The 20,993-nt window shown below is 59.3% G+C and carries 22 protein-coding genes; 11 read left to right on the plus strand and 11 right to left on the minus strand.

The genetic code is table 11. The features are described from left to right. Positions 1-44: 44 nt before the first annotated feature. Complete coding sequence (locus BXE_RS02475; protein WP_007179206.1) at positions 45-947, minus strand: NAD kinase; 903 nt, start codon at positions 945-947, stop codon at positions 45-47. Positions 948-1,265: 318 nt separating this feature from the next. Here BXE_RS02475 and hrcA point away from each other — a divergent pair, with 318 nt between their 5' ends. The 3 genes from hrcA to BXE_RS02490 all read left to right on the plus strand — a co-directional run bounded on the left by hrcA (position 1,266) and on the right by BXE_RS02490 (position 3,946). Further along, entirely contained in the window at positions 1,266-2,285 is a 1,020-nt protein-coding gene (gene hrcA / locus BXE_RS02480; RefSeq protein WP_011486855.1) for a heat-inducible transcriptional repressor HrcA, read from the plus strand. A 174-nt stretch (positions 2,286-2,459) separates the two neighbouring features. Next, positions 2,460-3,530 (plus strand): ferrochelatase, encoded by a 1,071-nt coding sequence (hemH, locus tag BXE_RS02485; protein ID WP_011486856.1) that lies wholly within the window; start codon positions 2,460-2,462, stop codon positions 3,528-3,530. 8 nt (positions 3,531-3,538) lie between these two features. Next, on the plus strand, positions 3,539-3,946 hold the full coding sequence (locus BXE_RS02490) for an RNA-binding S4 domain-containing protein (RefSeq protein WP_011486857.1): 408 nt from the start codon (positions 3,539-3,541) through the stop codon (positions 3,944-3,946). On the opposite strand, the gene BXE_RS46355 is transcribed toward BXE_RS02490, so the two are convergent. Then, on the minus strand, positions 3,918-4,079 hold the full coding sequence (locus BXE_RS46355; RefSeq protein ID WP_012431795.1) for a hypothetical protein: 162 nt from the start codon (positions 4,077-4,079) through the stop codon (positions 3,918-3,920). The two genes, BXE_RS02490 and BXE_RS46355, sit on opposite strands and share 29 nt — an antisense overlap. 386 nt (positions 4,080-4,465) lie before the next feature. On the opposite strand from BXE_RS46355, the gene grpE reads away from it, so the two are divergent. From grpE to pabB, 5 genes are all read left to right on the plus strand, one after another. Next, the gene (gene grpE / locus BXE_RS02495) at positions 4,466-5,050 is read left to right on the plus strand and encodes a nucleotide exchange factor GrpE (protein WP_007179202.1); all 585 of its coding nucleotides are present in this window, start codon (positions 4,466-4,468) and stop codon (positions 5,048-5,050) included. Between the two features lie 45 nt (positions 5,051-5,095). Further along, positions 5,096-5,542, plus strand: a complete 447-nt coding sequence (locus tag BXE_RS02500) for a thioredoxin family protein (protein ID WP_011486858.1) — start codon at positions 5,096-5,098, stop codon at positions 5,540-5,542. Positions 5,543-5,696: 154 nt separating this feature from the next. Continuing rightward, on the plus strand, positions 5,697-7,658 hold the full coding sequence (gene dnaK / locus BXE_RS02505; protein ID WP_011486859.1) for a molecular chaperone DnaK: 1,962 nt from the start codon (positions 5,697-5,699) through the stop codon (positions 7,656-7,658). A 271-nt stretch (positions 7,659-7,929) separates the two neighbouring features. Continuing rightward, positions 7,930-9,072 (plus strand): molecular chaperone DnaJ, encoded by a 1,143-nt coding sequence (gene dnaJ, locus BXE_RS02510; protein WP_007179199.1) that lies wholly within the window; start codon positions 7,930-7,932, stop codon positions 9,070-9,072. Between the two features lie 25 nt (positions 9,073-9,097). Next, the gene (gene pabB / locus BXE_RS02515; protein WP_011486860.1) at positions 9,098-11,020 is read left to right on the plus strand and encodes an aminodeoxychorismate synthase component I; all 1,923 of its coding nucleotides are present in this window, start codon (positions 9,098-9,100) and stop codon (positions 11,018-11,020) included. 56 nt (positions 11,021-11,076) lie between these two features. On the opposite strand, the gene BXE_RS47820 is transcribed toward pabB, so the two are convergent. The 8 genes from BXE_RS47820 to BXE_RS02550 all read right to left on the minus strand — a co-directional run bounded on the left by BXE_RS47820 (position 11,077) and on the right by BXE_RS02550 (position 17,675). After that, positions 11,077-11,211: a hypothetical protein gene (locus tag BXE_RS47820; RefSeq protein WP_267886367.1), complete on the minus strand. Its 135-nt coding sequence runs from the start codon at positions 11,209-11,211 to the stop codon at positions 11,077-11,079. A 150-nt stretch (positions 11,212-11,361) separates the two neighbouring features. Then, on the minus strand, positions 11,362-12,177 hold the full coding sequence (panB, locus tag BXE_RS02520) for a 3-methyl-2-oxobutanoate hydroxymethyltransferase (protein ID WP_011486861.1): 816 nt from the start codon (positions 12,175-12,177) through the stop codon (positions 11,362-11,364). Between the two features lie 38 nt (positions 12,178-12,215). Continuing rightward, positions 12,216-12,896: a deoxynucleoside kinase gene (locus BXE_RS02525; RefSeq protein WP_011486862.1), complete on the minus strand. Its 681-nt coding sequence runs from the start codon at positions 12,894-12,896 to the stop codon at positions 12,216-12,218. Beyond that, entirely contained in the window at positions 12,893-13,441 is a 549-nt protein-coding gene (gene folK / locus BXE_RS02530) for a 2-amino-4-hydroxy-6-hydroxymethyldihydropteridine diphosphokinase (RefSeq protein ID WP_011486863.1), read from the minus strand. Before folK ends, BXE_RS02525 begins: the two co-directional genes overlap by 4 nt. Positions 13,442-13,489: 48 nt before the next feature. Next, positions 13,490-15,079: a polynucleotide adenylyltransferase PcnB gene (gene pcnB / locus BXE_RS02535; RefSeq protein WP_011486864.1), complete on the minus strand. Its 1,590-nt coding sequence runs from the start codon at positions 15,077-15,079 to the stop codon at positions 13,490-13,492. Continuing rightward, the gene (locus BXE_RS02540) at positions 15,076-15,762 is read right to left on the minus strand and encodes an HAD family hydrolase (protein WP_011486865.1); all 687 of its coding nucleotides are present in this window, start codon (positions 15,760-15,762) and stop codon (positions 15,076-15,078) included. Before BXE_RS02540 ends, pcnB begins: the two co-directional genes overlap by 4 nt. Next, positions 15,755-16,525: a DnaA regulatory inactivator Hda gene (hda, locus tag BXE_RS02545; RefSeq protein ID WP_011486866.1), complete on the minus strand. Its 771-nt coding sequence runs from the start codon at positions 16,523-16,525 to the stop codon at positions 15,755-15,757. Before hda ends, BXE_RS02540 begins: the two co-directional genes overlap by 8 nt. Positions 16,526-16,598: 73 nt before the next feature. After that, positions 16,599-17,675, minus strand: coding sequence for an AI-2E family transporter (locus tag BXE_RS02550; RefSeq protein WP_038458356.1), 1,077 nt, complete (start codon positions 17,673-17,675; stop codon positions 16,599-16,601). A gap of 158 nt (positions 17,676-17,833) precedes the next feature. On the opposite strand from BXE_RS02550, the gene BXE_RS02555 reads away from it, so the two are divergent. The 3 genes from BXE_RS02555 (at position 17,834) to BXE_RS02560 (ending at position 20,472) form a co-directional block, all read left to right on the plus strand. Continuing rightward, entirely contained in the window at positions 17,834-19,252 is a 1,419-nt protein-coding gene (locus BXE_RS02555) for a site-specific integrase (protein ID WP_011486868.1), read from the plus strand. 153 nt (positions 19,253-19,405) lie between these two features. Next, on the plus strand, positions 19,406-20,050 hold the full coding sequence (locus BXE_RS45605) for a hypothetical protein (protein WP_011486869.1): 645 nt from the start codon (positions 19,406-19,408) through the stop codon (positions 20,048-20,050). 47 nt (positions 20,051-20,097) lie between these two features. Next, positions 20,098-20,472: a hypothetical protein gene (locus BXE_RS02560; protein WP_011486870.1), complete on the plus strand. Its 375-nt coding sequence runs from the start codon at positions 20,098-20,100 to the stop codon at positions 20,470-20,472. Positions 20,473-20,583: 111 nt separating this feature from the next. Here BXE_RS02560 and BXE_RS02565 read toward each other — a convergent pair whose 3' ends face one another. Then, positions 20,584-20,802 carry a helix-turn-helix domain-containing protein gene (locus tag BXE_RS02565; protein ID WP_038456963.1) on the minus strand — a complete coding sequence of 73 codons (219 nt, stop codon included), beginning with the start codon at positions 20,800-20,802 and terminating at the stop codon, positions 20,584-20,586. Positions 20,803-20,993: the final 191 nt, after the last annotated feature.

Below are 20,993 nucleotides of genomic sequence, written 5' to 3' on the forward strand. Positions count from 1 at the left end.
AGGGTTCGGCAGCGGCGGCGTTCGCGTTCCGGTGTCCTCGCCGCTCAGGGCTTGGGGTCTTCTTCGTGCGACGGGTATTCGTTCCAGTGCAGCTTCTTGCGCAGCGTGGCGAAATAGCTGTAGCCGACGGGGTGCAGCATCGGCACCGTATGACGCGAGCGGCGCACTTCGATCGTGTCGCTCAGTTCGAGCGAGGTGAACGACTGCATGTCGAAATTGACGTTCACTTCGCGCCCCGAGACGATCTGGATGCTCACCTTGGAATCGTCCGGCAGCACGATCGGACGGTTCGACAGCGCGTGCGGAGCAATCGGCACCAGCACGATGCCCTGCAATTGCGGATGCAGAATCGGCCCTTGCGACGACAGCGCATAAGCGGTCGAGCCGGTGGGCGTGGCCACGATCAGACCGTCCGAGCGCTGGTTGTACATGAAGCGGCCGTCCACCGAGACATGCAGCTCCGCCATGCCCGAGAAGCCGCTGCGGTTGACCACCACGTCGTTGAAGGCCAACGCGTGATAGATCGGATTGCCGTCGCGCATGATGCGCGCTTCGAGCAGCACGCGTTCTTCGCGTTCGAAATTGCCGGCCAGCATTTGCGGCACGATCTCGCGCATGTCGGAGATCGGAATGTCGGTGATGAAACCAAGCCGCCCGTGGTTGATGCCGATCAAAGGCGTGCGATACGGCGCGAGCTGGCGGCCGATGCCGAGCATGGTGCCGTCGCCGCCCAGCACCACGGCCACATCTGCGCGCGCGCCGATCTCGGCGGGGCGCAGCGCCGGGTAGTCGGTGACGCCGATCTCGGCGGCGGTGTCCGCTTCGAACACGACCTCGAAGCCGCGCTTCGCGATGCACAAGGCGAGCGCGGTCAGCGGCTCGGCGATACCCGGCGTATTGTTGCGCCCGACGAGCGCGACGGTCTTGAACTGGCTGGTCACTTGCATGCCGGCATTACACCATAGGTGGGGCCTGAAAAGAACCGCAGACAGACCCGGTGGCGGCCCGGCGTGCGTGGGCTGCCGGCGCGTCTCGCGATTATCGTTAGAATGGTGAAGCCTTGATGACATGCGCGCCGGTTAAAGTGCGGCGGGGTGCCGGCAACCGGGCGGCCCGCAAGGTGGTCCGCGGCGCGCCGGGCTGAACGCCGGCCATTGTGCCGGACCGGAGGCAACGTGCCGCAGCGGCAAGCGGCGGCGCGTTCGTCAGGGATGGGCGCCCCTAGCGCTCGCGGTAGTCGTGCCCTTGAGCTAAAATTTTCCGTCATGCTAGATCCTCGCGCACAAACCCTCCTCAAAACGCTGATCGAGCGCTACATCGCCGAAGGTCAGCCGGTCGGCTCGCGCACGTTGTCGCGCTATTCGGGCCTCGAACTGAGTCCCGCAACGATCCGCAACGTAATGTCCGACCTCGAGGACCTGGGGCTCGTGATCAGTCCGCATACTTCCGCGGGGCGCATTCCCACGCCGCGCGGCTACCGCCTGTTCGTGGACACCATGCTGACGGTGGAGTCCGCCGCTGACGAAGAAGCGGTGATGCGTACCGTCAAGACCACGCTGCAGGCGGGCGAGCCGCAGAAAATCGTTGCCGCGGCGGCCAGCGTGCTGTCCAACCTCTCGCAGTTCGCCGGCGTGGTGCTCACGCCGCGGCGCAGCCACGTGTTCAAGCAGATCGAGTTCATGCGTTTGTCCGACAAGCGCATTCTGCTGATCATCGTCACGCCGGAAGGCGACGTGCAGAACCGCATCATGGCGACCCAGCGCGATTTTTCGCCGTCGCAGCTGGTTGAAGCCTCCAACTACATCAACGCGCACTTCGCGGGCCTCTCGTTCGACGACGTGCGCCGCCGCCTGCGCGAGGAAATCGACGAACTGCGCGGCGACATGACCACGCTGATGCATGCCGCCGTCACGGCCAGCACGGACGAAGCCGACACGGGCGAGACCGTGCTGATTTCCGGCGAGCGCAACCTGCTCGAAGTGGCCGACCTGTCGTCGGACATGGCGCGCTTGCGCAAGCTGTTCGATGTGTTCGACCAAAAGACCAGTCTCCTTCAGTTGCTCGACGTGTCGAGTCACGCGGCGGGCGTGCAGATTTTCATTGGCGGCGAGTCGAATCTCGTGCCGATCGAGGAAATGAGCGTGGTCACCGCGCCTTACGAGGTGAACGGCAAGATCGTCGGCACCCTGGGCGTGATCGGACCGACCCGCATGGCCTACAACCGCGTGATTCCGATCGTGGACATTACCGCGCGCCTGCTTTCGCTGACCCTCAGCCAGCAGTAAATAGTTTCGGCTTCCGGTGTCGGCTGTTCCAGCCACGAATAATGCGTGACGGCGCACGGCTTGCCAATTGGCCGAATGGCCAGGGGTGTCCGGCGGACCGGTGCATGCACCACGCCGCTATAATGGTTCTCACCTGAACCGACACTCCGCCTGAGCGGGTTACCTCTGCTGCCTATGCGCTTCGACCTCGAGCGGCCTTCACAGAACGCCACGTCACACCGTGTCGCCGTGCTGCTGATCAATCTCGGCACGCCCGACGCGCCGACGCCGCGCGCGGTCCGCCGCTATCTCGCGCAGTTTCTGTCCGATCCGCGCGTGGTCGAAATTCCGGCGCTGCTCTGGCAGATCATCTTGCGTCTGCTGATCCTGCCGTTCCGGGGCAGTGCCTCGGCCAAGAAGTACGCTGCGGTGTGGATGCCCGAAGGCTCGCCGCTGCGCGTGTATACAGAGAAGCAGGTGGAGGGCTTGCGCCATCTGCTGCAACTGAACGACTACACGGTGCTGGTCGATTACGCGATGCGCTACGGTACGCCGGGTATTCCGGCCATGCTGAACCAGCTCAAGCTGGCAGGCGCCGAACGCGTGCTGCTCATGCCCATGTATCCGCAGTATTCGTCGTCCACCACCGCCACCGCTTTCGACGACGCCTTTTCGGCGCTCAAGCGCATGCGCAATCAGCCGGAAATTCGCACGGTGCGCCAGTACGCCGATCATCCGGCCTACATTGCGGCGCTTGCCGCACAGGTGCATCAATATTGGCATCAGCATGGCCGGCCGGATTTCGCCGCGGGCGACAAGCTGGTGCTGAGTTTTCACGGCGTGCCCAAACGCACGCTGGATCTCGGCGACCCATACCATGAGCAATGCCAGCAAACGGGCGCGCTGCTGATGCAGGCGCTCGAACTGACGCCGGTGGAGTGCCGCATTACGTTCCAGTCGCGTTTCGGCAAGGCCGAGTGGCTGCAGCCGTATACGGCGCCCACGCTCAAGGAACTGGGCGCGGCGGGCGTGCGGCGCGCCGATGTGTTCTGTCCGGGCTTTACTGCCGACTGCCTTGAGACCATCGAGGAAATCGGCATGGAAGTGCGCGATGAATTCCTGCACGCGGGCGGCAAGGATTTTCATCGGATTCCCTGCCTGAATGCGTCGCAGGCCTGGATTGCCGCGCTGGGCGAAATCGTCGCGCAGAATCTCCAGGGCTGGCCGGTGCAGGCGCTGCCGGTGCCGCATACGACAGGAGCTTGAACAGGCTCATGAATTACGGGATCTCAACCGAAGCGGGCGCGAAACTGCGCATCGACAAATGGCTTTGGGCCGCGCGCTTTTTCAAGACGCGTTCGCTCGCGGCGGCGGCCGTCGAGAAAGGGCATGTGCGCATTGAGGGCGCCAGCGTCAAGCCGGCCAAAGACGTGCGCGTCGGCGACCTGGTCGAGATCGAGATCGAGCGGATTGTGTGGCAGGTGGCGGTGCTGGGCGTGTGCGACGTGCGCGGCCCGGCGAGCGTCGCACAGACGCTTTATGCGGAAACCGAAGAGAGCAGGGTGAAGCGGCAGGTCGAACAGGAGCGGCGCAAGACGTATCGCGAACCGGCGGCCGCATTGCACGGCCGGCCGACCAAGCGCGACCGGCGCACTATCGACAAACTTTCAGGTGGGGGTTGAACAGCTGTTCCATGGTCGCGTGCACGCCGCCGTATTCGGTAGTGTGATCGTTGACAGCCCCGGACATGCAGATGGTCGTGGTGCCCGCAATCAGTACCAATGCGACCACCGAAATTGCAAAGGTCAGTTTCACGGTGCTCCCCTAAGGAGATTCAGGATAAAGACGGGCGAATCGGGTGGAATTGCAATATGTCGGAAAGGCTTACGTCAGATTAGGGTTAACGCGTCTTTTCCGATGCTTTGTTGGAGCATAGGCCACTTGCAGTCCGCACTCAATCTCAATCTGATTGCGCCGCAATAATGGTTGTAACCGGGCATTTCCGCCGTCCGGCCGTGATACGAAAAGATCCGGGAGAACCGCTTGAAATGGTCCTTTCCGGCCTCATCTGCCGTGTTGATTTGCGGTGACTCGCGAAGTTGTCTGTCGCGATTTTGCAACGCACAAACCGCGCCAGGTTTTTGCGCTGCCGTTACTGCCGGCTTTTATCTCGCTTTCACTTTTTAACGACTTTCAGCGACATGGAAAACACGCAAGAGAACCCGACGAGCCAGAATCCCAAGCCCGCCGAAGAAACCGCGCGCCAGGCCGCCGAGGCCGCGGCACCTCAACAGGAAGCAGCGGCGAACGCGGCGACCGACTCGCCGGCGAGCGCCGAGCAGGCTGCACTCGCCGAGGCCCAGGCGAAGATCGCCGAGCTGCAGGAAAGCTTCCTGCGCGCCAAGGCGGAGACCGAAAACGTGCGCCGCCGCGCTCAGGAAGACGTCGCCAAGGCCCACAAGTTTGCGATCGAGAGCTTTGCCGAGCATCTGCTGCCGGTGATCGACAGCCTCGAAGCAGCCGTCGCGCACTCGTCCGACGATCCTGCGAAGGTGCGCGAAGGCGTCGAACTCACGCTGCGCCAGCTTACCGGCGCGCTGGAAAAGGGGCGCGTCGTCGCCCTGAATCCGGTGGGCGAGAAGTTCGACCCGCATCGCCATCAAGCCATTTCCATGGTGCCGGCCGACCAGGAGCCGAACACCGTGGTGGCCGTGCTGCAAAAAGGCTTCGTGATCGCGGATCGGGTGCTGCGTCCGGCACTCGTGACCGTCGCGGCCCCGAAGTAAGCGCCGCCGGTCTTTCGTAAGCCGTTTCGTCCGGCAGGCGCCGTCATGGCCAACATTCCCGTCGACTCCACCGCGTTCGCGGTGTTCGGCATGCAGGAGTTGAGCGCCGCGTCATTCGACGCCGCGCTCGCCGAAGCAGGGGATGAACTGGCCGTGGTGTTTTTCTGGGGTCTCGACTGCTTCAACTGCGAGATCGCCAAGAAGGCCATGCTGGCGCAGCCGGACGCGATTCGCGCACTCGGCCTCAAATGGTTTCACAGCAACGTTTACGAGCATCGCGAACTGGGCCGGCGCTTCATGCTGCATGGCGTGCCCACATGGTTCTTCTTTTATCGCGGCAAGCGGCTCGGCCGGGCAACCGGCTGGCACGGCCTCGGGCAATTCCAGGCCGCGGTCGCGGCCGCGCGGGAGAAGATCCGGGCAGGCAATGCAGCAAATGCTGCCGGTGGGCACATTGAGGCGGCAGATTCGGGCGGAAGTTCGCCCGATTGAAAAAAATTAAAGACCGCATCGCAAAAGAGGTCTTGAAAACGATGCGGACGCACTTATGTTGAGTGCAGGTTAGGAATTGAGAGCGGATCGCCTTACCGCCAGCTGGGCAAACAAGGCGATTCCCGCAGCGATCAAAGTCAGGAGATTAGTAAAAATGGGCAAAATCATCGGCATCGACCTCGGCACGACCAACTCGTGCGTGGCGATCATGGAAGGCAATTCGGTCAAGGTGATCGAGAACTCGGAAGGCGCGCGCACCACGCCGTCGATCATCGCTTACATGGAAGACGGCGAGATTCTCGTCGGCGCGCCTGCGAAGCGCCAGTCGGTCACGAACCCGAAGAACACGCTGTACGCAGTCAAGCGCCTGATCGGCCGCCGTTTCGAAGAAAAAGAAGTGCAGAAAGACATCGGCCTGATGCCGTACAAGATCATCAAGGCCGATAACGGCGACGCATGGGTCGAAGTGCGCGACCAGAAGCTCGCTCCGCCGCAAATCTCCGCGGAAGTGCTGCGCAAGATGAAGAAGACCGCTGAAGACTATCTCGGCGAGCCGGTCACCGAGGCGGTGATCACGGTTCCCGCGTACTTCAACGACAGCCAGCGTCAGGCAACCAAAGATGCAGGCCGCATTGCCGGTCTGGAAGTGAAGCGGATCATCAACGAACCGACCGCCGCTGCTCTGGCTTTCGGCCTCGACAAGAACGAAAAGGGCGACCGCAAGATCGCGGTGTATGACCTGGGTGGCGGTACGTTCGACGTGTCGATCATCGAAATCGCGGATGTCGACGGTGAAAAGCAGTTCGAAGTGCTGTCCACGAACGGCGATACGTTCCTCGGCGGTGAAGACTTCGACCAGCGCATCATCGATTACATCATCGGCGAGTTCAAGAAAGAGCAGGGCGTCGATCTGTCGAAAGACGTGCTCGCGCTGCAACGCCTGAAGGAATCGGCTGAGAAGGCCAAGATCGAGCTGTCGTCGAGCCAGCAAACCGAAATCAACCTGCCGTACATCACGGCCGACGCATCGGGTCCGAAGCATTTGAACCTGAAAATTACGCGTGCGAAGCTGGAAGCGCTGGTTGAAGAGCTGATCGAGCGCACGATCGAACCGTGCCGCGTGGCGATCAAGGACGCAGGCGTGAAGGTCGGCGAAATCGACGACGTGATTCTGGTCGGCGGTATGACCCGCATGCCGAAGGTGCAGGAAAAGGTCAAGGAGTTCTTCGGCAAGGATCCGCGCCGTGACGTGAACCCGGACGAAGCCGTGGCCGTTGGCGCCGCGATCCAGGGCCAGGTGTTGTCGGGCGACCGCAAGGACGTTCTGCTGCTCGACGTGACCCCGCTGTCGCTCGGCATCGAAACGCTCGGCGGCGTGATGACCAAGATGATCAACAAGAACACCACGATCCCGACCAAGCACTCACAGGTCTACTCCACGGCCGACGACAATCAGGGCGCCGTGACGATCAAGGTGTTCCAGGGCGAACGCGAAATGGCAGCCGGCAACAAGCTGCTGGGCGAGTTCAACCTGGAAGGCATTCCGCCGGCACCGCGCGGCACGCCGCAGATCGAGGTGAGCTTCGACATCGACGCGAATGGCATTCTGCACGTCGGCGCGAAAGACAAGGCGACCGGCAAGGAAAACCGCATCACGATCAAGGCGAACTCGGGTCTGTCCGAAGCCGAAATCGAGAAGATGGTGAAGGACGCCGAAGCCAACGCCGAAGAAGATCACAAGCTGCGTGAGCTGGCCGATGCCCGCAATCAGGGCGACGCGCTGGTCCACAGCACGAAGAAGGCGCTCACCGAATACGGCGACAAGCTGGAAGCCGGCGAGAAGGAAAAGATCGAATCCGCGCTGAAGGATCTCGAAGAAACGCTGAAGAGCGGTTCGAGCGACAAGGCCGCGATCGAAGCCAAGATCGAAGTGGTGGCCACCGCCTCGCAGAAGATGGGCGAGAAGATGTACGCGGACATGCAGGCTGCGCAAGGTGCTGAAGCCGCGGCAGCGGGCGCGGCGGGTGCGGGCGGCGCGGGTGCATCGGCGGGTGGCGCGAGCCAGCAGCAGGACGACGTGGTCGACGCCGAGTTCAAGGAAGTCAAGAAAGACTAAAGCCAGGTCGCATTTCGACCGTAAAGCCGCACACGGCAACGTGTGCGGCCCGGCTGCGCAAGGGAGTGCGCCCAACCGGGCGACACGAACGTGCGAAAGCGGTTATCGCGCCTGGCGAGCCTTTCGGGGCTCTCCGGGCACATTTGTTTTATGGAGGGCGTTGTTTTCAGGCCGTGTCGAAGGGGCCTGATACAGCGGCCGGACGAGTCGTGAGACTCCAGCATTCAAGAGGAGCCACCGCGTCGCATTGCGCGAGTGGCGTTGAACCGATATGGCGAAACGGGATTACTACGAGGTTCTGGGCGTCGCAAAGAACGCGAGCGACGACGAAATCAAGAAGGCTTATCGCAAGCTGGCGATGAAGCACCACCCTGACCGCAATCCGGGCAACAAGGATGCGGAAGGGCATTTCAAGGAGGTGAAGGAAGCCTATGAAATGCTCTCGGACTCGCAAAAGCGTGCCGCGTACGATCAGTACGGCCACGCGGGTGTCGATCCGAACATGGGCGGTGCCGGCGCACAAGGTTTTGGTGGTTTTGCCGATGCATTCGGCGATATTTTCGGCGACATCTTCGGCCAGGCGGCCGGTGGCGCCGCACGCGGCGGTGGCGGCCGCGCGGGCCCGCAGGTGTATCGCGGCGCCGATCTGCGCTACAGCATGGAAATCACGCTGGAACAGGCCGCGCACGGCTACGACACGCAGATTCGCGTGCCGAGCTGGGTGTCGTGCGAGGTCTGCCACGGTTCGGGCGCCAAGCCCGGCACCAAGCCGGAAACCTGCCCGACCTGTAGCGGTTCGGGTTCGGTGCGGATGTCGCAGGGTTTCTTCAGCATCCAGCAAACCTGCCCGAAGTGCCACGGCACCGGCACCTACATTCCCGACCCGTGCGGCCATTGCCACGGTGCCGGCAAGGTGAAGGAAACCAAGACGCTGGAAGTGAAGATCCCGGCAGGTATCGACGACGGCATGCGGATCCGTTCGGCCGGCAACGGCGAGCCGGGTATCAACGGCGGGCCGTCGGGCGATCTGTACGTCGAGATTCACATCAAGCAGCATTCGGTGTTCGAGCGCGACGGCGACGATCTGCACTGCCAGATGCCGATTCCGTTCACCACTGCGGCACTGGGCGGCGAGATCGAAGTGCCGACACTCGCGGGCCGCGCCAGCTTTACCGTGCCGGAAGGTACACAATCGGGCAAGACGTTCCGTCTGCGTGGCAAGGGCATCAAGGGGCTGCGTTCGAGTATTGCCGGCGATCTGTACGTGCATGTGCAGGTCGAAACGCCGGTCAAGCTCACCGAGCCGCAGCGCGATCTGCTCAAGCAGTTCGAAAAGGCGCTCGTCGAGGGCGGCTCGCGGCATAGTCCGCAAAGCAAAAGCTGGTTCGACCGGGTGAAGAGCTTCTTCGATTAATGACAGTTTGAACTTGGCGGTCGGTATGACGGCAGATGAGCACAGCGCGGTTTTTGCGTTGCTCGACGATTGCGACGCAACGGCGGCGCGCCCCTCGAGTCGTCTGTACACGGGTTTTGTGCATGAATGGGTGTGTACGCAAGCCGCGCAGCTCGAAGCCGTATGCGAGAGCGTGGCTGCGCAAACGCGGCGTGGCTTGCATGCCGTCGTACTGGCCGACTATGAGTTCGGACGGAATCTTCTCGATATAAAGTCGCACCGGTCTCCGAAAACGCAGCGTGGCGATGCCACGCTGCGTTTTTTATTGTTCGAACATTGTGAAAAGCGTTCGCGCGAACAGGTCGACGCGTGGCTAATGGCGCGCGACGAAGGCGCGGCCGAGCCTTCGGTGGCGGGCACGGCCAACGTGCGCGCAAGCGTCGATCCGGCGCAGTTCAACGCGGCGATCGGCGCGATCCACGCGGCGCTGGAGGCGGGCGATTCGTATCAGGTCAACTACACGTATCGGCTCGGCTTCGATGTATTCGGCTCGCCCACCGCGCTATACCGGCGGCTGAGGGCGCGTCAGCCGGTCCGGTACGGGGCGCTCATCGCATTGCCGGACGGTGACTGGGTGCTGTCGTGCTCGCCGGAACTGTTCGTTGAAAAGCAGGGCTCGGTGTTGCATGCGCGGCCGATGAAAGGCACGGCGCCGCGCTCGGACGACCCGGCGGTTGACCGGAGCACGGCCGAATTCCTCGGCAACGATCCGAAAAACCGCGCCGAAAACGTGATGATCGTCGACCTGTTGCGCAACGATCTGTCGCGCGTGGCCCAAACCGGCTCGGTCAAGGTGCCGGCGCTCTTTTCGGTCGAGCCCTATGCGACGGTCTGGCAGATGACCTCGACGGTGCATGCGGAACTGCGGTCCGGCACCTCGTTTGCCGGGCTGCTGCGCGCGCTGTTTCCCTGCGGATCGATCACGGGTGCGCCGAAGCATCGCACGATGCAGTTGATCGATGAACTCGAAAGCACGCCGCGTGGGCTCTATACCGGCGCCATTGGCTGGCTGGATGGGCACTCGGCGGCCACCGGCGCCACGGGCGCACACACACCCGCTTCCGCTGCGAACGAAACCGCCTGTGGCGATTTCTGCCTGTCCGTCGCGATTCGCACGTTGACGTTGAGCCGCTCGGCGCAAAACGGCCAGCTGGAGGGCAGAATGGGCATTGGTGCGGGCATCGTGCTCGACAGCGTCGCCGCCGACGAATACGCGGAGTGTCAATTGAAAGCCCGATTTCTGACCAACGCCGAGCCGGGCTTCGAGCTCTTCGAAACGATGTATGCAACACGCGAAGAGGGCGTGCGGCATCTATCGCGCCATCTGGCGCGACTCGCGTCGAGCGCTGCGGCGCTCGGCTTCAAACTCGAGGATGCAAACGTCATGGGTGCAGAGATCGCGGCGAAGTGCGCGTCGCTGCCCGCGAATATTCCGCATCGCATGCGCGTTGCGCTGAGCAAAAACGGCACGGCGCAAATCACCGCGGCCGTGCTGGCGCCGTTAGGTGAATCGACTGTAGGCGTGTTGCTTGGGCCCGATCATGCGTTCCCGGCAACCGACGCCGGCGACCTGCTGCTGCGCCACAAAACCACTCGCCGCGCCGAATACGATCGCGGCTGGCGCGAAGCCGAAGCGAAGGGCGCGTTCGACACGCTGTTCTTTAACGCGCAAGGCGAGTTGACCGAGGGCGGCCGGTCGAATGTCTTCGTGAAGTTGGCGGGGCGCTGGTGGACCCCGCCGCTTGCGTCGGGCGTATTGCCCGGCGTGATGCGCAGCGTTCTGCTCGACGAGGCGTCGGACCTGCACGCGGCCGAACGTGTGTTGACCCGCGCCGATCTGCAAAACGCGGAGGCGCTGATGGTGTGCAACGCGCTGCGAGGCGCCGTGCCGGCGCGGCTCGTGGACTGACTGAAAGCGTATTAGACGCTGCGGGCGGACGGCGCAGGCCTCGCCCCGCCAGCGTTTCAGCCACGAAGAACCTGTAGCAGTCGGTTCATCCAACCGGTCAGACGCGCGTGCCATGTGGACTCCCGCACGTCATGCGGTACCGTGGCGTGGTCGCGGATTTCCGCGACGTCGATCAGGCAGAACGGGCTCATGGTGCTCTCTCCTCTCCTCGGCTCGCGGACGGCGCCGCGTTAGAAGGTAGACGAAGAAAGACGGCCGGCTTTGCATGAGATGAGATCCCGGATGCAAACCAGAACGGGCGCGAACATGCCCGTTTTGTCCGATTCCCTATCGATTGAAACTCAGAACGTGTGCTCCGGTCCAGGAAACGAACCGTCCTTCACTGCGGCGACATACGCTTCCACGGCCGCCAGAATACTCGGCTGCCCCTGCATGAAATCCTTGACGAAGCGCGGCCGTTTGCCGGGGAAAATGCCTAGCATGTCGTGCAGCACCAGCACCTGACCCGAGCAATCCAGACCCGCGCCAATGCCGATCGTCGGAATGCGCAATTGCTTCGTGGCGTCGCTGGCGAGCAGCGTCGGAATCGCTTCCATCACGATCAGTTGCGCGCCGGCCGCCTGCACGGCGAGCGAGTCGCGCAGCAACTGCGTCGCGCCCGCCTCGGTCTTGCCTTGCACCTTGAAGCCGCCGAATGCGTGCACGGATTGCGGCGTCAGGCCGACGTGCGCGCACACGGGAATCGAGCGCTCCACCAGGAAGCGCACCGTGTCCGCGAGCCATTCGCCGCCTTCGAGCTTCACCATCTGCGCGCCGGCCCGCATCAACTCGACCGAGCTTCTGAAAGCATCTTCCGGCGTGCCGTAAGTGCCGAACGGCAAGTCGGCCACGATCAGCGCCGCGGGCCGCGCGCGCGCTACACTAGCCGTGTGATAAGCGATGTCGGCAAGCGACACGGGCAGGGTAGTGGTCTGGCCTTGCAGCACGTTGCCGAGCGAGTCGCCGATCAACAGCACGTCGACACCCGCGCGATCCAGCAGCGCGGCGAAGCTCGCGTCGTAACAGGTGAGCATGGCGATTTTTTCGCCGGCGTCGCGCATTGCCTGCAGTTTCGGCACGGTGACGGCGTTCCGGCTCGCTTCCTGCAAATAGGTCATGGGTCAATCCGTTGAGAAAAAAGAGGTGGCCGTGCCGCTCAGAGCGACGTGCCTTTGACAAAGAATTCCTTGCGGCCGCGCATGGTCTCGATGCGTTCGGCAAGCAGCGCAAGGTCCGCGTCCGAGTCGAGCGGATTCAGGTGTTCGGCGTTGACCGTCAGCACGGGCGTGCGGTCGTAGTGATAGAAAAATTCGTTGTACGCATCGCACAGGGCGTGCAGATAGGCGTCGGAAATCTGTAGCTCCATCGGCACCGCGCGCTTCTGGATGCGCGCGAACAGCACCTCCGGGCTCGCCTGCAGATAGACCACGAAGTCCGGCGCCGGCGCGCTGACTTCGAGCCGCGCGGCAAGCGCGCGATACAACTGCCACTCGTCTTCCTGTAGCGTCAGACGCGCGAAGATGTCGTTCTTCTGCGTCATGAAATCGGCGATCAGCGGCGTGCCCGACAGGTGCGCCGCGCTCACGTCCTGAGCCTGCTGCGCGCGTTGCAAGGCGAAGTGCAATTGCGTGGGCAACGCGTAACGCACGGTGTCGCGGTAAAAGCGTTCGAGAAACGGATTATCTTGCGGCCGTTCGAACATTTCCTGCATCGACCAGCGCTGCGCGAGGCGCCGTGCGAGCGACGTCTTGCCGACGCCGATCGGGCCTTCGATCGCGAGATAGCCGAACGGCGGCCGCAGCTGCGGCGCCGTGACGGTGAGCGGCGATGAATTCATTCGCAGCGGCCCTTGCCGGTTTTGTCTTCACCGACGGTCAACGCGTTGAGCATAGGACACTGGCAAGGTCCTTTCACCTTCTCGATGCGTTGATCGCTCACCTTGCTGAGCAGCGCCTCGGCGCGGCCGTGTTGCGGAATGATCAAGGCGGAGTCGATCTCGACGAGCGGCACGAGCGCAAAAGCGCGTTCGATCAGGCGAGGATGCGGCACGATCAGATCGGCTTCGTCGATCGATTGATCGCCGAATAGCAGGATGTCCAGGTCGAGCGTGCGCGGCGCGTTGCGAAACGGCCGTTCGCGGCCGAACTGATGTTCGATCTTGTGGCATAGCGCAAGCAGATGCCGCACGGGGAGCGTCGTATCGACCTTCACGACGCAGTTGAAATAATCGTCACCGCCCGCGTCGATCGGGGCAGTGCGATACAGGCTCGACTTGGCGAGCACGGTGATGGTGTGCTGTTGTGCGAGGCACACCACCGCGTCTTTCAGGGTCTGGCGCGCGTCCCCGAGATTCGCGCCGAGGCCGAGATAAGCAACCGTCATGGCATAACTTCCTGCAACTGTCGTTCGACGGCTTCAGCGAACGCTGTGTCAGTCTTCGCGCGGGCCGTCATGGCCTGCTTCGTCGGCTGTGCGTTCGGCTGGCGTGCCGCCCTCCAATCCGTCGCCCGGTTTGCGGTTTCTGGCGCCACTGCTGCGCCGCCGTCGTTTTCTGGGGCTTCGGTCCTTCCCGCCTTGCGTGAGCAATGTCTCACGTGCGGCGACGTCTCCTTCTATGAACTCCGTCCACCACGCACCGACCGACTCATCGAGTTCGCCTGATTCGCAGCGCAACAGGAGGAAATCATACCCCGCTCTAAATCTTTGGTGTTCCAGCAGCTTCACCGCACTTCTTCCGGAGCGTTTCTCGAGGCGCAACTGCAAACCCCAGATCTCGCGCATGTCCGACGAGAAGCGCTTGTGGATCGCGAGTTTCTCCGTTTGCATGTCGAGGACTTCGTCCATCGCACGATGCAGGGCGGGAACCGGATATTCGCCGTTCGCTTCAAATTTTTGCCAGCGCTGCTGCACGTCGTGCCACAACAGCGTGGCGAACAGGAAGCCCGGCGACACCGGCTTGCCGGCGCGCACGCGGGCGTCCGTATTGTTCAGCGCGAGCGTGATGAATTTCTCGCCGATGGGCTGTTCGAGCACCACGTCGAGCAGGGGCAGCAGGCCATGATGCAGACCTTCCTGGCGCAGACGCTTCAGACACGCGAGCGCATGGCCCGAGAGCATCAGCTTCAACATCTCGTCGAAGAGACGCGCGGCGGGTACGTTGTTGATCAGATCGGCCATGCCGGCGATCGGCTCGCGGGTGCTGTCCTCGATCTCGAAGTCGAGCTTCGCCGCGAAACGCACCACGCGCAGCATGCGCACCGGATCTTCGCGATAGCGCGTAGCCGGGTCGCCGATCATGCGCAGCAGGCGCGCGCGCATGTCGGCCATGCCGTTGTGATAATCCAGCACGGTTTGCGTCGCCGGATCGTAATACATCGCGTTGATCGTGAAGTCGCGGCGCGTGGCGTCTTCGTGCTGCTCGCCCCACACGTTGTCGCGCAGCACGCGGCCGCTCGCGTCCACCGCATGCGTGCGGCGGTCGAGCTCGTCGCGCTTCAGGCGGCGCGCCGGAGGCGCGTCGGCCGCGGGCGGATCGACCAGCGCGCGGAACGTGGAGGTCTCGATGATCTCCTGGCCGAACTGCACATGCACGATCTGAAACCGCCGGCCGATGATGCGCGCGCGGCGGAACAGCTTCTGCACCTGTTCGGGCGTGGCGTCCGTGGCGACGTCGAAGTCTTTCGGCTTGATACCGAGCAGCAGATCGCGCACCGCCCCGCCGACGATGAACGCGCGGTGCCCCGCCTGTTGCAGACCCTCGGTCACGCGAATCGCGTTCCTCGAGATCAGCGCCTGGTCGATGCCGTGCACGTCGTGCGGAATGATGACCGGCACGTCCGGATCGCGCACGGTTTTCGCGGGCGCGCTGGAGCGGGCCGGCTTGCGACGCGCTTTGCTCGCGCCTGACGGCGTGCGCGCCGGTGCGTTGCCGGTTTCGTCTGCTTCGGCTTCGGCGGGCAGGGTGTCGTCAGCGGGTGCCGTGTCCTGGCCGAATAGCTTGCGGATAAATTTTTTGATCACGAGGGTTGGAAGAGTTCGAGGATGCGCCAGCCTTTGGCCTGCGCATGGGCACGCAATGTGTCGTCGGGATTGGTCGCGATCGGGTCCGTGACTTTTTCGAGCAGCGGGATGTCATTGTGCGAGTCGCTATAGAAATAGCTGTGCTCGAAGTCGCTCCACGTCTTGCCGAGCGAGGCGAGCCACGCTTCGGTGCGCACGATCTTGCCTTCCTTGTAGCTCGGCGTGCCGGTGGGGCGGCCGGTGTACGGCGAATGCGGCTCGCCGTCGACGGTTTCCGCTTCGCACGCGATCAGCGTGTCGACGCCGAATGCCTGCGCGATCGGCCGGGTGATGAATTCGTTGGTGGCGGTGACCACGCAGCACAGGTCGCCGGCTTCGCGGTGCTGCTTCACCAGTTCCAGCGCGGCGGGGAAGATTGCCGGCTTGATGACTTCGTGCATGTACTGCGCGTGAAAGTCGGCGAGCTGCGCGCGCGTGTATCTGGAAAGCGGCGTGAGCATGGCGATCAGATAGGCGTGAATGTCGAGCTTGCCGGCTTTGTAGTCGGCAAAAAAGCGGTCGTTTTCACGGGCGAAGTTTTCGGCGTCGACCATGCCGTGTTTCACCATGAAGCGGCCCCATTCGTGGTCGCTGTCGGTGGGGATGAGCGTGTGGTCGAGATCGAAGAGTGCGAGGTTAGCCATGGGGGCCTATTTTACTTGAAGCGGCGGGTGAAGCGGATGAGGCCGCCGAGCCCGGCGCGGCGCGCCGTTCTTCGGCGTCGGGCGAGGCCAGCATGGTGCGCAGCAGCGGCAGCGTGACCGCGCGTTTCTGTTCGAGCGAAAAGCGGTCGAGCGCGTCGAGCAGCGCCATCAGGCTCGGCATGTCGCGGCGAAAATGCGTGAGCAGATAGGCCGGCACGTCGTCGGCGAGCATGATGCCGCGCTCGCGCGCCGCGTGCTTGAGCACCGCGGCCTTGTCTTCGTCCGGCAGCGGTGCGAGATGGAATACGAGACCCCAGCCGAGGCGCGTGCGCAAATCCTCGCGCACCGTCATGCCAATGGGCGGCGCGTTGCCCGCGGCGACCAGTGCGCTGGTGGGATGGGCGCGCACTTCGTTGAACAGGTTGAAGACGGCGATCTGCTGCGCCGCCGACAGGGCGTCGCAATCGTCGATCGCATAGAGGGCGACGCGCGGGTCGAAGCCGAAGGCGGCGAGGCTGCTCTGCGGGCCGGCAAAGCGTGCGTGCCCCGGCGGCGCTTCGTGCACGAGCGCCTGCAGCAGGTGCGTGCGGCCGCTGCCGGACTCGCCCCAGATGTAGAAAGTGCGATCGGCGACCGGCCCGGCCGCAAGCGCGTTGTCGAGCTCACGCAGGCGCGTGACCAGCTCGGCGTTGGCGCCGGCGAAGAAATTGTCGAATGTCGATGGCGGCGGGGTGCCGAGATCGAGCGTCAGTTGACGAAGCACAGTAGGTGAATGCCGAAAATGAGGCTTGGGCCGCAAGCGGCCCGCAGCACGGGCCGGAATAGTCAACAGGCAGTCAGTTTTTATAAAGCGAGCTCGCCAGATAGCTTTGCCGCAGCTCGCGCGTGGCGACCGACAGAATCGCGCTGACCGGCAGTGCCAGCAAAACGCCGAAAAAGCCGAACAGTTGCCCGAACGCGAGCAACGCGAAAATCACCGCGAGCGGGTGCAGGCCGATCCGTTCGCCCACGAGGCGCGGCGTGAGAAAAAAGCTCTCCAGGATCTGGCCGACGCCGTAGATCAGCGCAACCGCGCCGAAGCCGTACCAGTCGCCGAATTGCAGCAGCGCCGCGAGGAGCGCCAACGCGAGACCGGTCGCAAAGCCGATGTACGGGATGAACACCGCGAGCCCCGTAAAAATGCCGACCGGCAACGCGATCTCGAAGCGCGCGAGGCTCAGCGCGATGGCGTAATACGCGGCGAGCACGCCCATCACGAGCAACTGGCCGCGCAGGTATTGCGACAGCATCTGGTCCATGTCGTGCGCGAGTTGCAGCGTCTTGTCGAGCCAGCGGCGCGGCACCACGGTCTGCATGCGGGCGAGCATGCGGTTCCAGTCGTACAGCAGGTAGAACAGCACGAGCGGCACCATCACCACGTTGCCGACCACCGTTATCATCACATTGCCGCTCGTGCGGATGGAGGTCCATGCATACAGTGCCACGGTCTGCGCGCTGCCTTCTAGCTGCCCCATCACCATATCGCGGATGCTGGCGAAATCGAGCGAATCGGCCAGTCCCAGCAAGGCCAGCTTGGGTTGCAGCCACGCATTCGCATGCGCGAACAGCACGGGCACCTGCTGCCGCAGTTGCGGCCCTTCTTTCTGCACGACGGCCAGCACCAGCAGGACGAGCAGCGTCATCAGCAACGTGAAGAACAGCATCATCACCAACGCCGCCAGACCGCGCGGCACGCGCCGGCGCACCATCCACGCGACGCCCGGCTGCAGAATGTACGCGAGAATCGCACCGAGCAGAAACGGCGTGAGGACCGGACTCAGCAGCCAGAGCAGAATGCCGATGCCCAGCGCAATGGCCAGCCAGGTGAAGGCGCGGCGCTGGACCGGCGTCAGAATCGAGGAGTTCTCTTGCAAGGTTGTTTCCCAGGTGTCGTCGGGACCGGATGATTCAAATTCCAGCCAGTGGGCCGGCATCGGGTAAAATCGCATTTTACCCGAAAAGCACTTAAGTAACTGATTTTTAAGCGTATTTTCAGGTAAAACTCGGGACTGGGTAGCCAATTAGGTAGCCAATGTCCACCATCAACACCCAGCACAACCCGTCATTTTACAGTGGCAAGACTGCCACGCGCTCACACTACCGCCTTACTACCAATAGGCATGGGACATACACCCTTCGCCTCGTGGTCCCTAAGTCCCTACAATCGCTTATCCAGACCAAAGAACTGAAGAAAAGTCTGCGTACAAGGGACTTTCAGAAGGCCAGAATGCTAGCAGGGCATCTGTCCTATCAGTTCGACCTCATGCTTGCTACTCTTATGAAGAAAAAGCTATCTGACTTTAATCTTGATGTTATTAACAACATTCATAAAGATTTGAGTGTTACGTTTAATAACGTTCAATATGATTTCGATATAAATAACGAATTTGAGCGAGCCGAGTACCTCGACCTTAAGGCTCGCATTGAAAAGCATCACGCTGATGTGGGTGAAGTGCAGAAGAATGTTGTTGTTGAGTCTTCCGCAACTCAAAATTCGGATAAAAAATATCAATCAAACTTCAAATTTGTTGAAGTCAAAGATGCTTTTGTAAAAGAAAGAATGATTAAAGCTGGTGGAAAAATGACCAAATCCATTGATATTTATATGGCAAGTATCAATGAGTTTTGGAATAAAATTTTAAGCGGGACCAATCCACCCATTACAGCTATTAACAAATTAAACGCGCGCTCGTTCAAAGAGCATCTGATTGGAACTGGAATCACTGCCCAAACTGTGGATAACAAAGTTGCTCACCTACAAGCTTTTTTCACATTTATTATCAAAAATTACGACTATCCTTTTAATAACCCATTTGAAGGACTGAAGATATTAAACAGGGCTGAATTGAAAAAAGTCACTAACTCATTCAAGCCCTTCACAATGGATGAGTTAAAAATAATTTTTGATGTTGAGCGCTATAGAGCTTATTACAAGAAAAATATTCAACTCTACTTTGTACCACTGATACAGCTATATAGCAGTATGCGAGTTGAAGAAGCCAGCCAACTGCATTTGGATGACATTAGGCAAGAAAATGGCATTTATTATTTTAATTTAAACGACGATGAAGATAAGAGCCTAAAGACAATCAATGCCTTCAGGAACATTCCCGTGCATAGTAAATTGATTGAAATTGGTCTCATCAAATACTATGAAGAAAGAAAAAAATTAGGCAAAAGGACGCTTTTTGATAATCAAGGTGAGTATGTCACAACTGAATTTGGTGCATATCTCAAAAAGCTTGAAATTAAAAAAACGGCTCGCGTGCATGGTACGCATTCACTCAGGCAAAACTTCAATAACGCACTCATTGATAAAGATGTGATATCTGATGTGCGTTGTAGGCTGTGCGGTCATGAATTGGTAGGCACAAATGCTACAGTTTATGGAAAAGACTACAAGGTTGAAGAACTGAAGCGCTACATAGAACTTGTGCAATTTCCAATTTAAGAAAACTGCCACCTTCAATTTATAAGTAAGTAAACACCACTCACTTATAAATTAAAGGGACTTTTCATTGCTGTATGATAATTATCGCGTAGCAAGATTATTTGCATTTTAGAAAATAACAATCATAATATATAAAAAAGAGGCGATATAATTATGAAAAATTTACTAAGGTATGGATGCGAGTTGATTCAAGAGGCAAGTGACGATGAGTCTGGTATTAACACTAATTACAAAAAACTAGAAAGCTTAATCAAAGAAAACCCACATCTTATTGCTTCATATGATATACAAACGAAAAATTCACTATTATTTACTGCAATTCAAGAAGAATCTATCGAATTTGTTAAATTAATTAAATTTTACGCAGAGGATAAAGACCTAACTGCGGTTGTTGACAATGGCTCCAGCCCGTTGTCTGATGTGGCAATGAGAAATATGATTCATAATTTAGATAGATTTGGGCAAGATGCCATCGAGACAGATAACTCATTACAAATATTCAAATCTGTCGGTGAATTAGGTGGCCGTTTGTCAAAAGGTCTGGTGTTGGAGTTGGAGCAAGATATCGCAGGTGCTAATAGTCTAATAAAAAATGCAGTTGAATACGATTCAGTGTTAAAAGAAAAAGATGCTTTATTTAGTAAGGCCTCTACTGCTAAAGAAAAAGGTTTTTATAATAAGCTAAAGCAAAAAATTGAAAATTTCAGAGTTCATCTACTGGCTTTAAAAGATTCTGCTGATAGTGATGGTCCTGATGCCTTAAAAAATCAAAAAAAGGGAAGGAAAGATAAGGTATAAGCTTGACAAAAATATAAACTCCATTATTTTGATGTAAAGGAGTTTTTATGTTATCAATTGTAGATGAAATTTTAACGCAGTACGATGCACTCGGACTTTTTATTAATTTTCAAATTTCAAAAATTAATTTAGAAATGTCAAAGATTCTTCAATTGATGGCGGAAGGTAAGACACCTCAGCAAGTCACCATTAAAGTTGGTGGCACATACCCAAACCACGTATTTTTGGTAATGTATTTGGTTGATGGGAGGCTGGAAGCAGAAGAAGTAAGTGAAGCGCTATGTGATGAACTGGCTTCAAAGATAAGTGGAATCAACCAAGAAGAGTTCTTGGCTTATAAGCTCACAAAAGTTAAGACTAAAGCCTTAAAAATGAGGAAAGATGCTGAGGATAAGCCACCTACTGGCAATGAGCCAAAGTAGAATAATTACTTGATGGGAGTGCCAACACGACCCTTCAAAACGAGCTATAGCAGGCTCGTGCAATGCAGTTGGTATGTTTGTATAGGTGAAACAGAGAAGCGCTCCTAGCCCTCAAATCTCGCCAATGACGGTTTGAGGTGCTATTCCACATGCCTCACACCACTCAATAAACTCCAGTAGCTCCACAAACTGTTCCCCGCGCTCAAGCTTGGAGACATAGCTTTGCCCCTTGCTCAATTTTTGGGCAAGTTCGATTTGGGTGAGGTTGGCTGACACGCGCACGCTTTTCAGAACCTTCCGCACGCGCTCATAGCGTTGACCATAGAGCATCAACTGATGCTATAGTCTAGTCCAGAATATTCGATTCGAGACTATTTCTGCTGGGTGATTAGCTCGGAAGTGTGCGTAAGGAGACCAACTTGTATTCAAATATGAGATATAAATGCAACACTATAATTTATTAATTAAGCATTTATATTGACGATTTAATAAAATACTAATACAATGAAGTTATTTTATTA

It is taken from the genome of Paraburkholderia xenovorans LB400, from assembly GCF_000013645.1.
In the GTDB taxonomy this organism is placed as follows: domain Bacteria; phylum Pseudomonadota; class Gammaproteobacteria; order Burkholderiales; family Burkholderiaceae; genus Paraburkholderia; species Paraburkholderia xenovorans.

Bases quoted from the DNA above. Each gene is read 5' to 3' on its own strand.
- folK (WP_011486863.1), bottom strand. From the start codon at position 13,441: ATGACGGTTGCTTATCTCGGCCTCGGCGCGAATCTCGGGGACGCGCGC.
- BXE_RS02560 (WP_011486870.1), top strand. From the start codon at position 20,098: ATGTTATCAATTGTAGATGAAATTTTAACGCAGTACGATGCACTCGGA.
- hrcA (WP_011486855.1), top strand. From the start codon at position 1,266: ATGCTAGATCCTCGCGCACAAACCCTCCTCAAAACGCTGATCGAGCGC.
- panB (WP_011486861.1), bottom strand. From the start codon at position 12,177: ATGACCTATTTGCAGGAAGCGAGCCGGAACGCCGTCACCGTGCCGAAA.
- BXE_RS02540 (WP_011486865.1), bottom strand. From the start codon at position 15,762: ATGGCTAACCTCGCACTCTTCGATCTCGACCACACGCTCATCCCCACC.
- BXE_RS02500 (WP_011486858.1), top strand. From the start codon at position 5,096: ATGGCCAACATTCCCGTCGACTCCACCGCGTTCGCGGTGTTCGGCATG.
- pabB (WP_011486860.1), top strand. From the start codon at position 9,098: ATGACGGCAGATGAGCACAGCGCGGTTTTTGCGTTGCTCGACGATTGC.
- dnaK (WP_011486859.1), top strand. From the start codon at position 5,697: ATGGGCAAAATCATCGGCATCGACCTCGGCACGACCAACTCGTGCGTG.
- BXE_RS45605 (WP_011486869.1), top strand. From the start codon at position 19,406: ATGAAAAATTTACTAAGGTATGGATGCGAGTTGATTCAAGAGGCAAGT.
- BXE_RS02565 (WP_038456963.1), bottom strand. From the start codon at position 20,802: ATGCTCTATGGTCAACGCTATGAGCGCGTGCGGAAGGTTCTGAAAAGC.
- hemH (WP_011486856.1), top strand. From the start codon at position 2,460: ATGCGCTTCGACCTCGAGCGGCCTTCACAGAACGCCACGTCACACCGT.
- BXE_RS02475 (WP_007179206.1), bottom strand. From the start codon at position 947: ATGCAAGTGACCAGCCAGTTCAAGACCGTCGCGCTCGTCGGGCGCAAC.
- BXE_RS02490 (WP_011486857.1), top strand. From the start codon at position 3,539: ATGAATTACGGGATCTCAACCGAAGCGGGCGCGAAACTGCGCATCGAC.
- BXE_RS02555 (WP_011486868.1), top strand. From the start codon at position 17,834: ATGTCCACCATCAACACCCAGCACAACCCGTCATTTTACAGTGGCAAG.
- BXE_RS02525 (WP_011486862.1), bottom strand. From the start codon at position 12,896: ATGAATTCATCGCCGCTCACCGTCACGGCGCCGCAGCTGCGGCCGCCG.
- grpE (WP_007179202.1), top strand. From the start codon at position 4,466: ATGGAAAACACGCAAGAGAACCCGACGAGCCAGAATCCCAAGCCCGCC.
- dnaJ (WP_007179199.1), top strand. From the start codon at position 7,930: ATGGCGAAACGGGATTACTACGAGGTTCTGGGCGTCGCAAAGAACGCG.
- BXE_RS47820 (WP_267886367.1), bottom strand. From the start codon at position 11,211: ATGAGCCCGTTCTGCCTGATCGACGTCGCGGAAATCCGCGACCACGCC.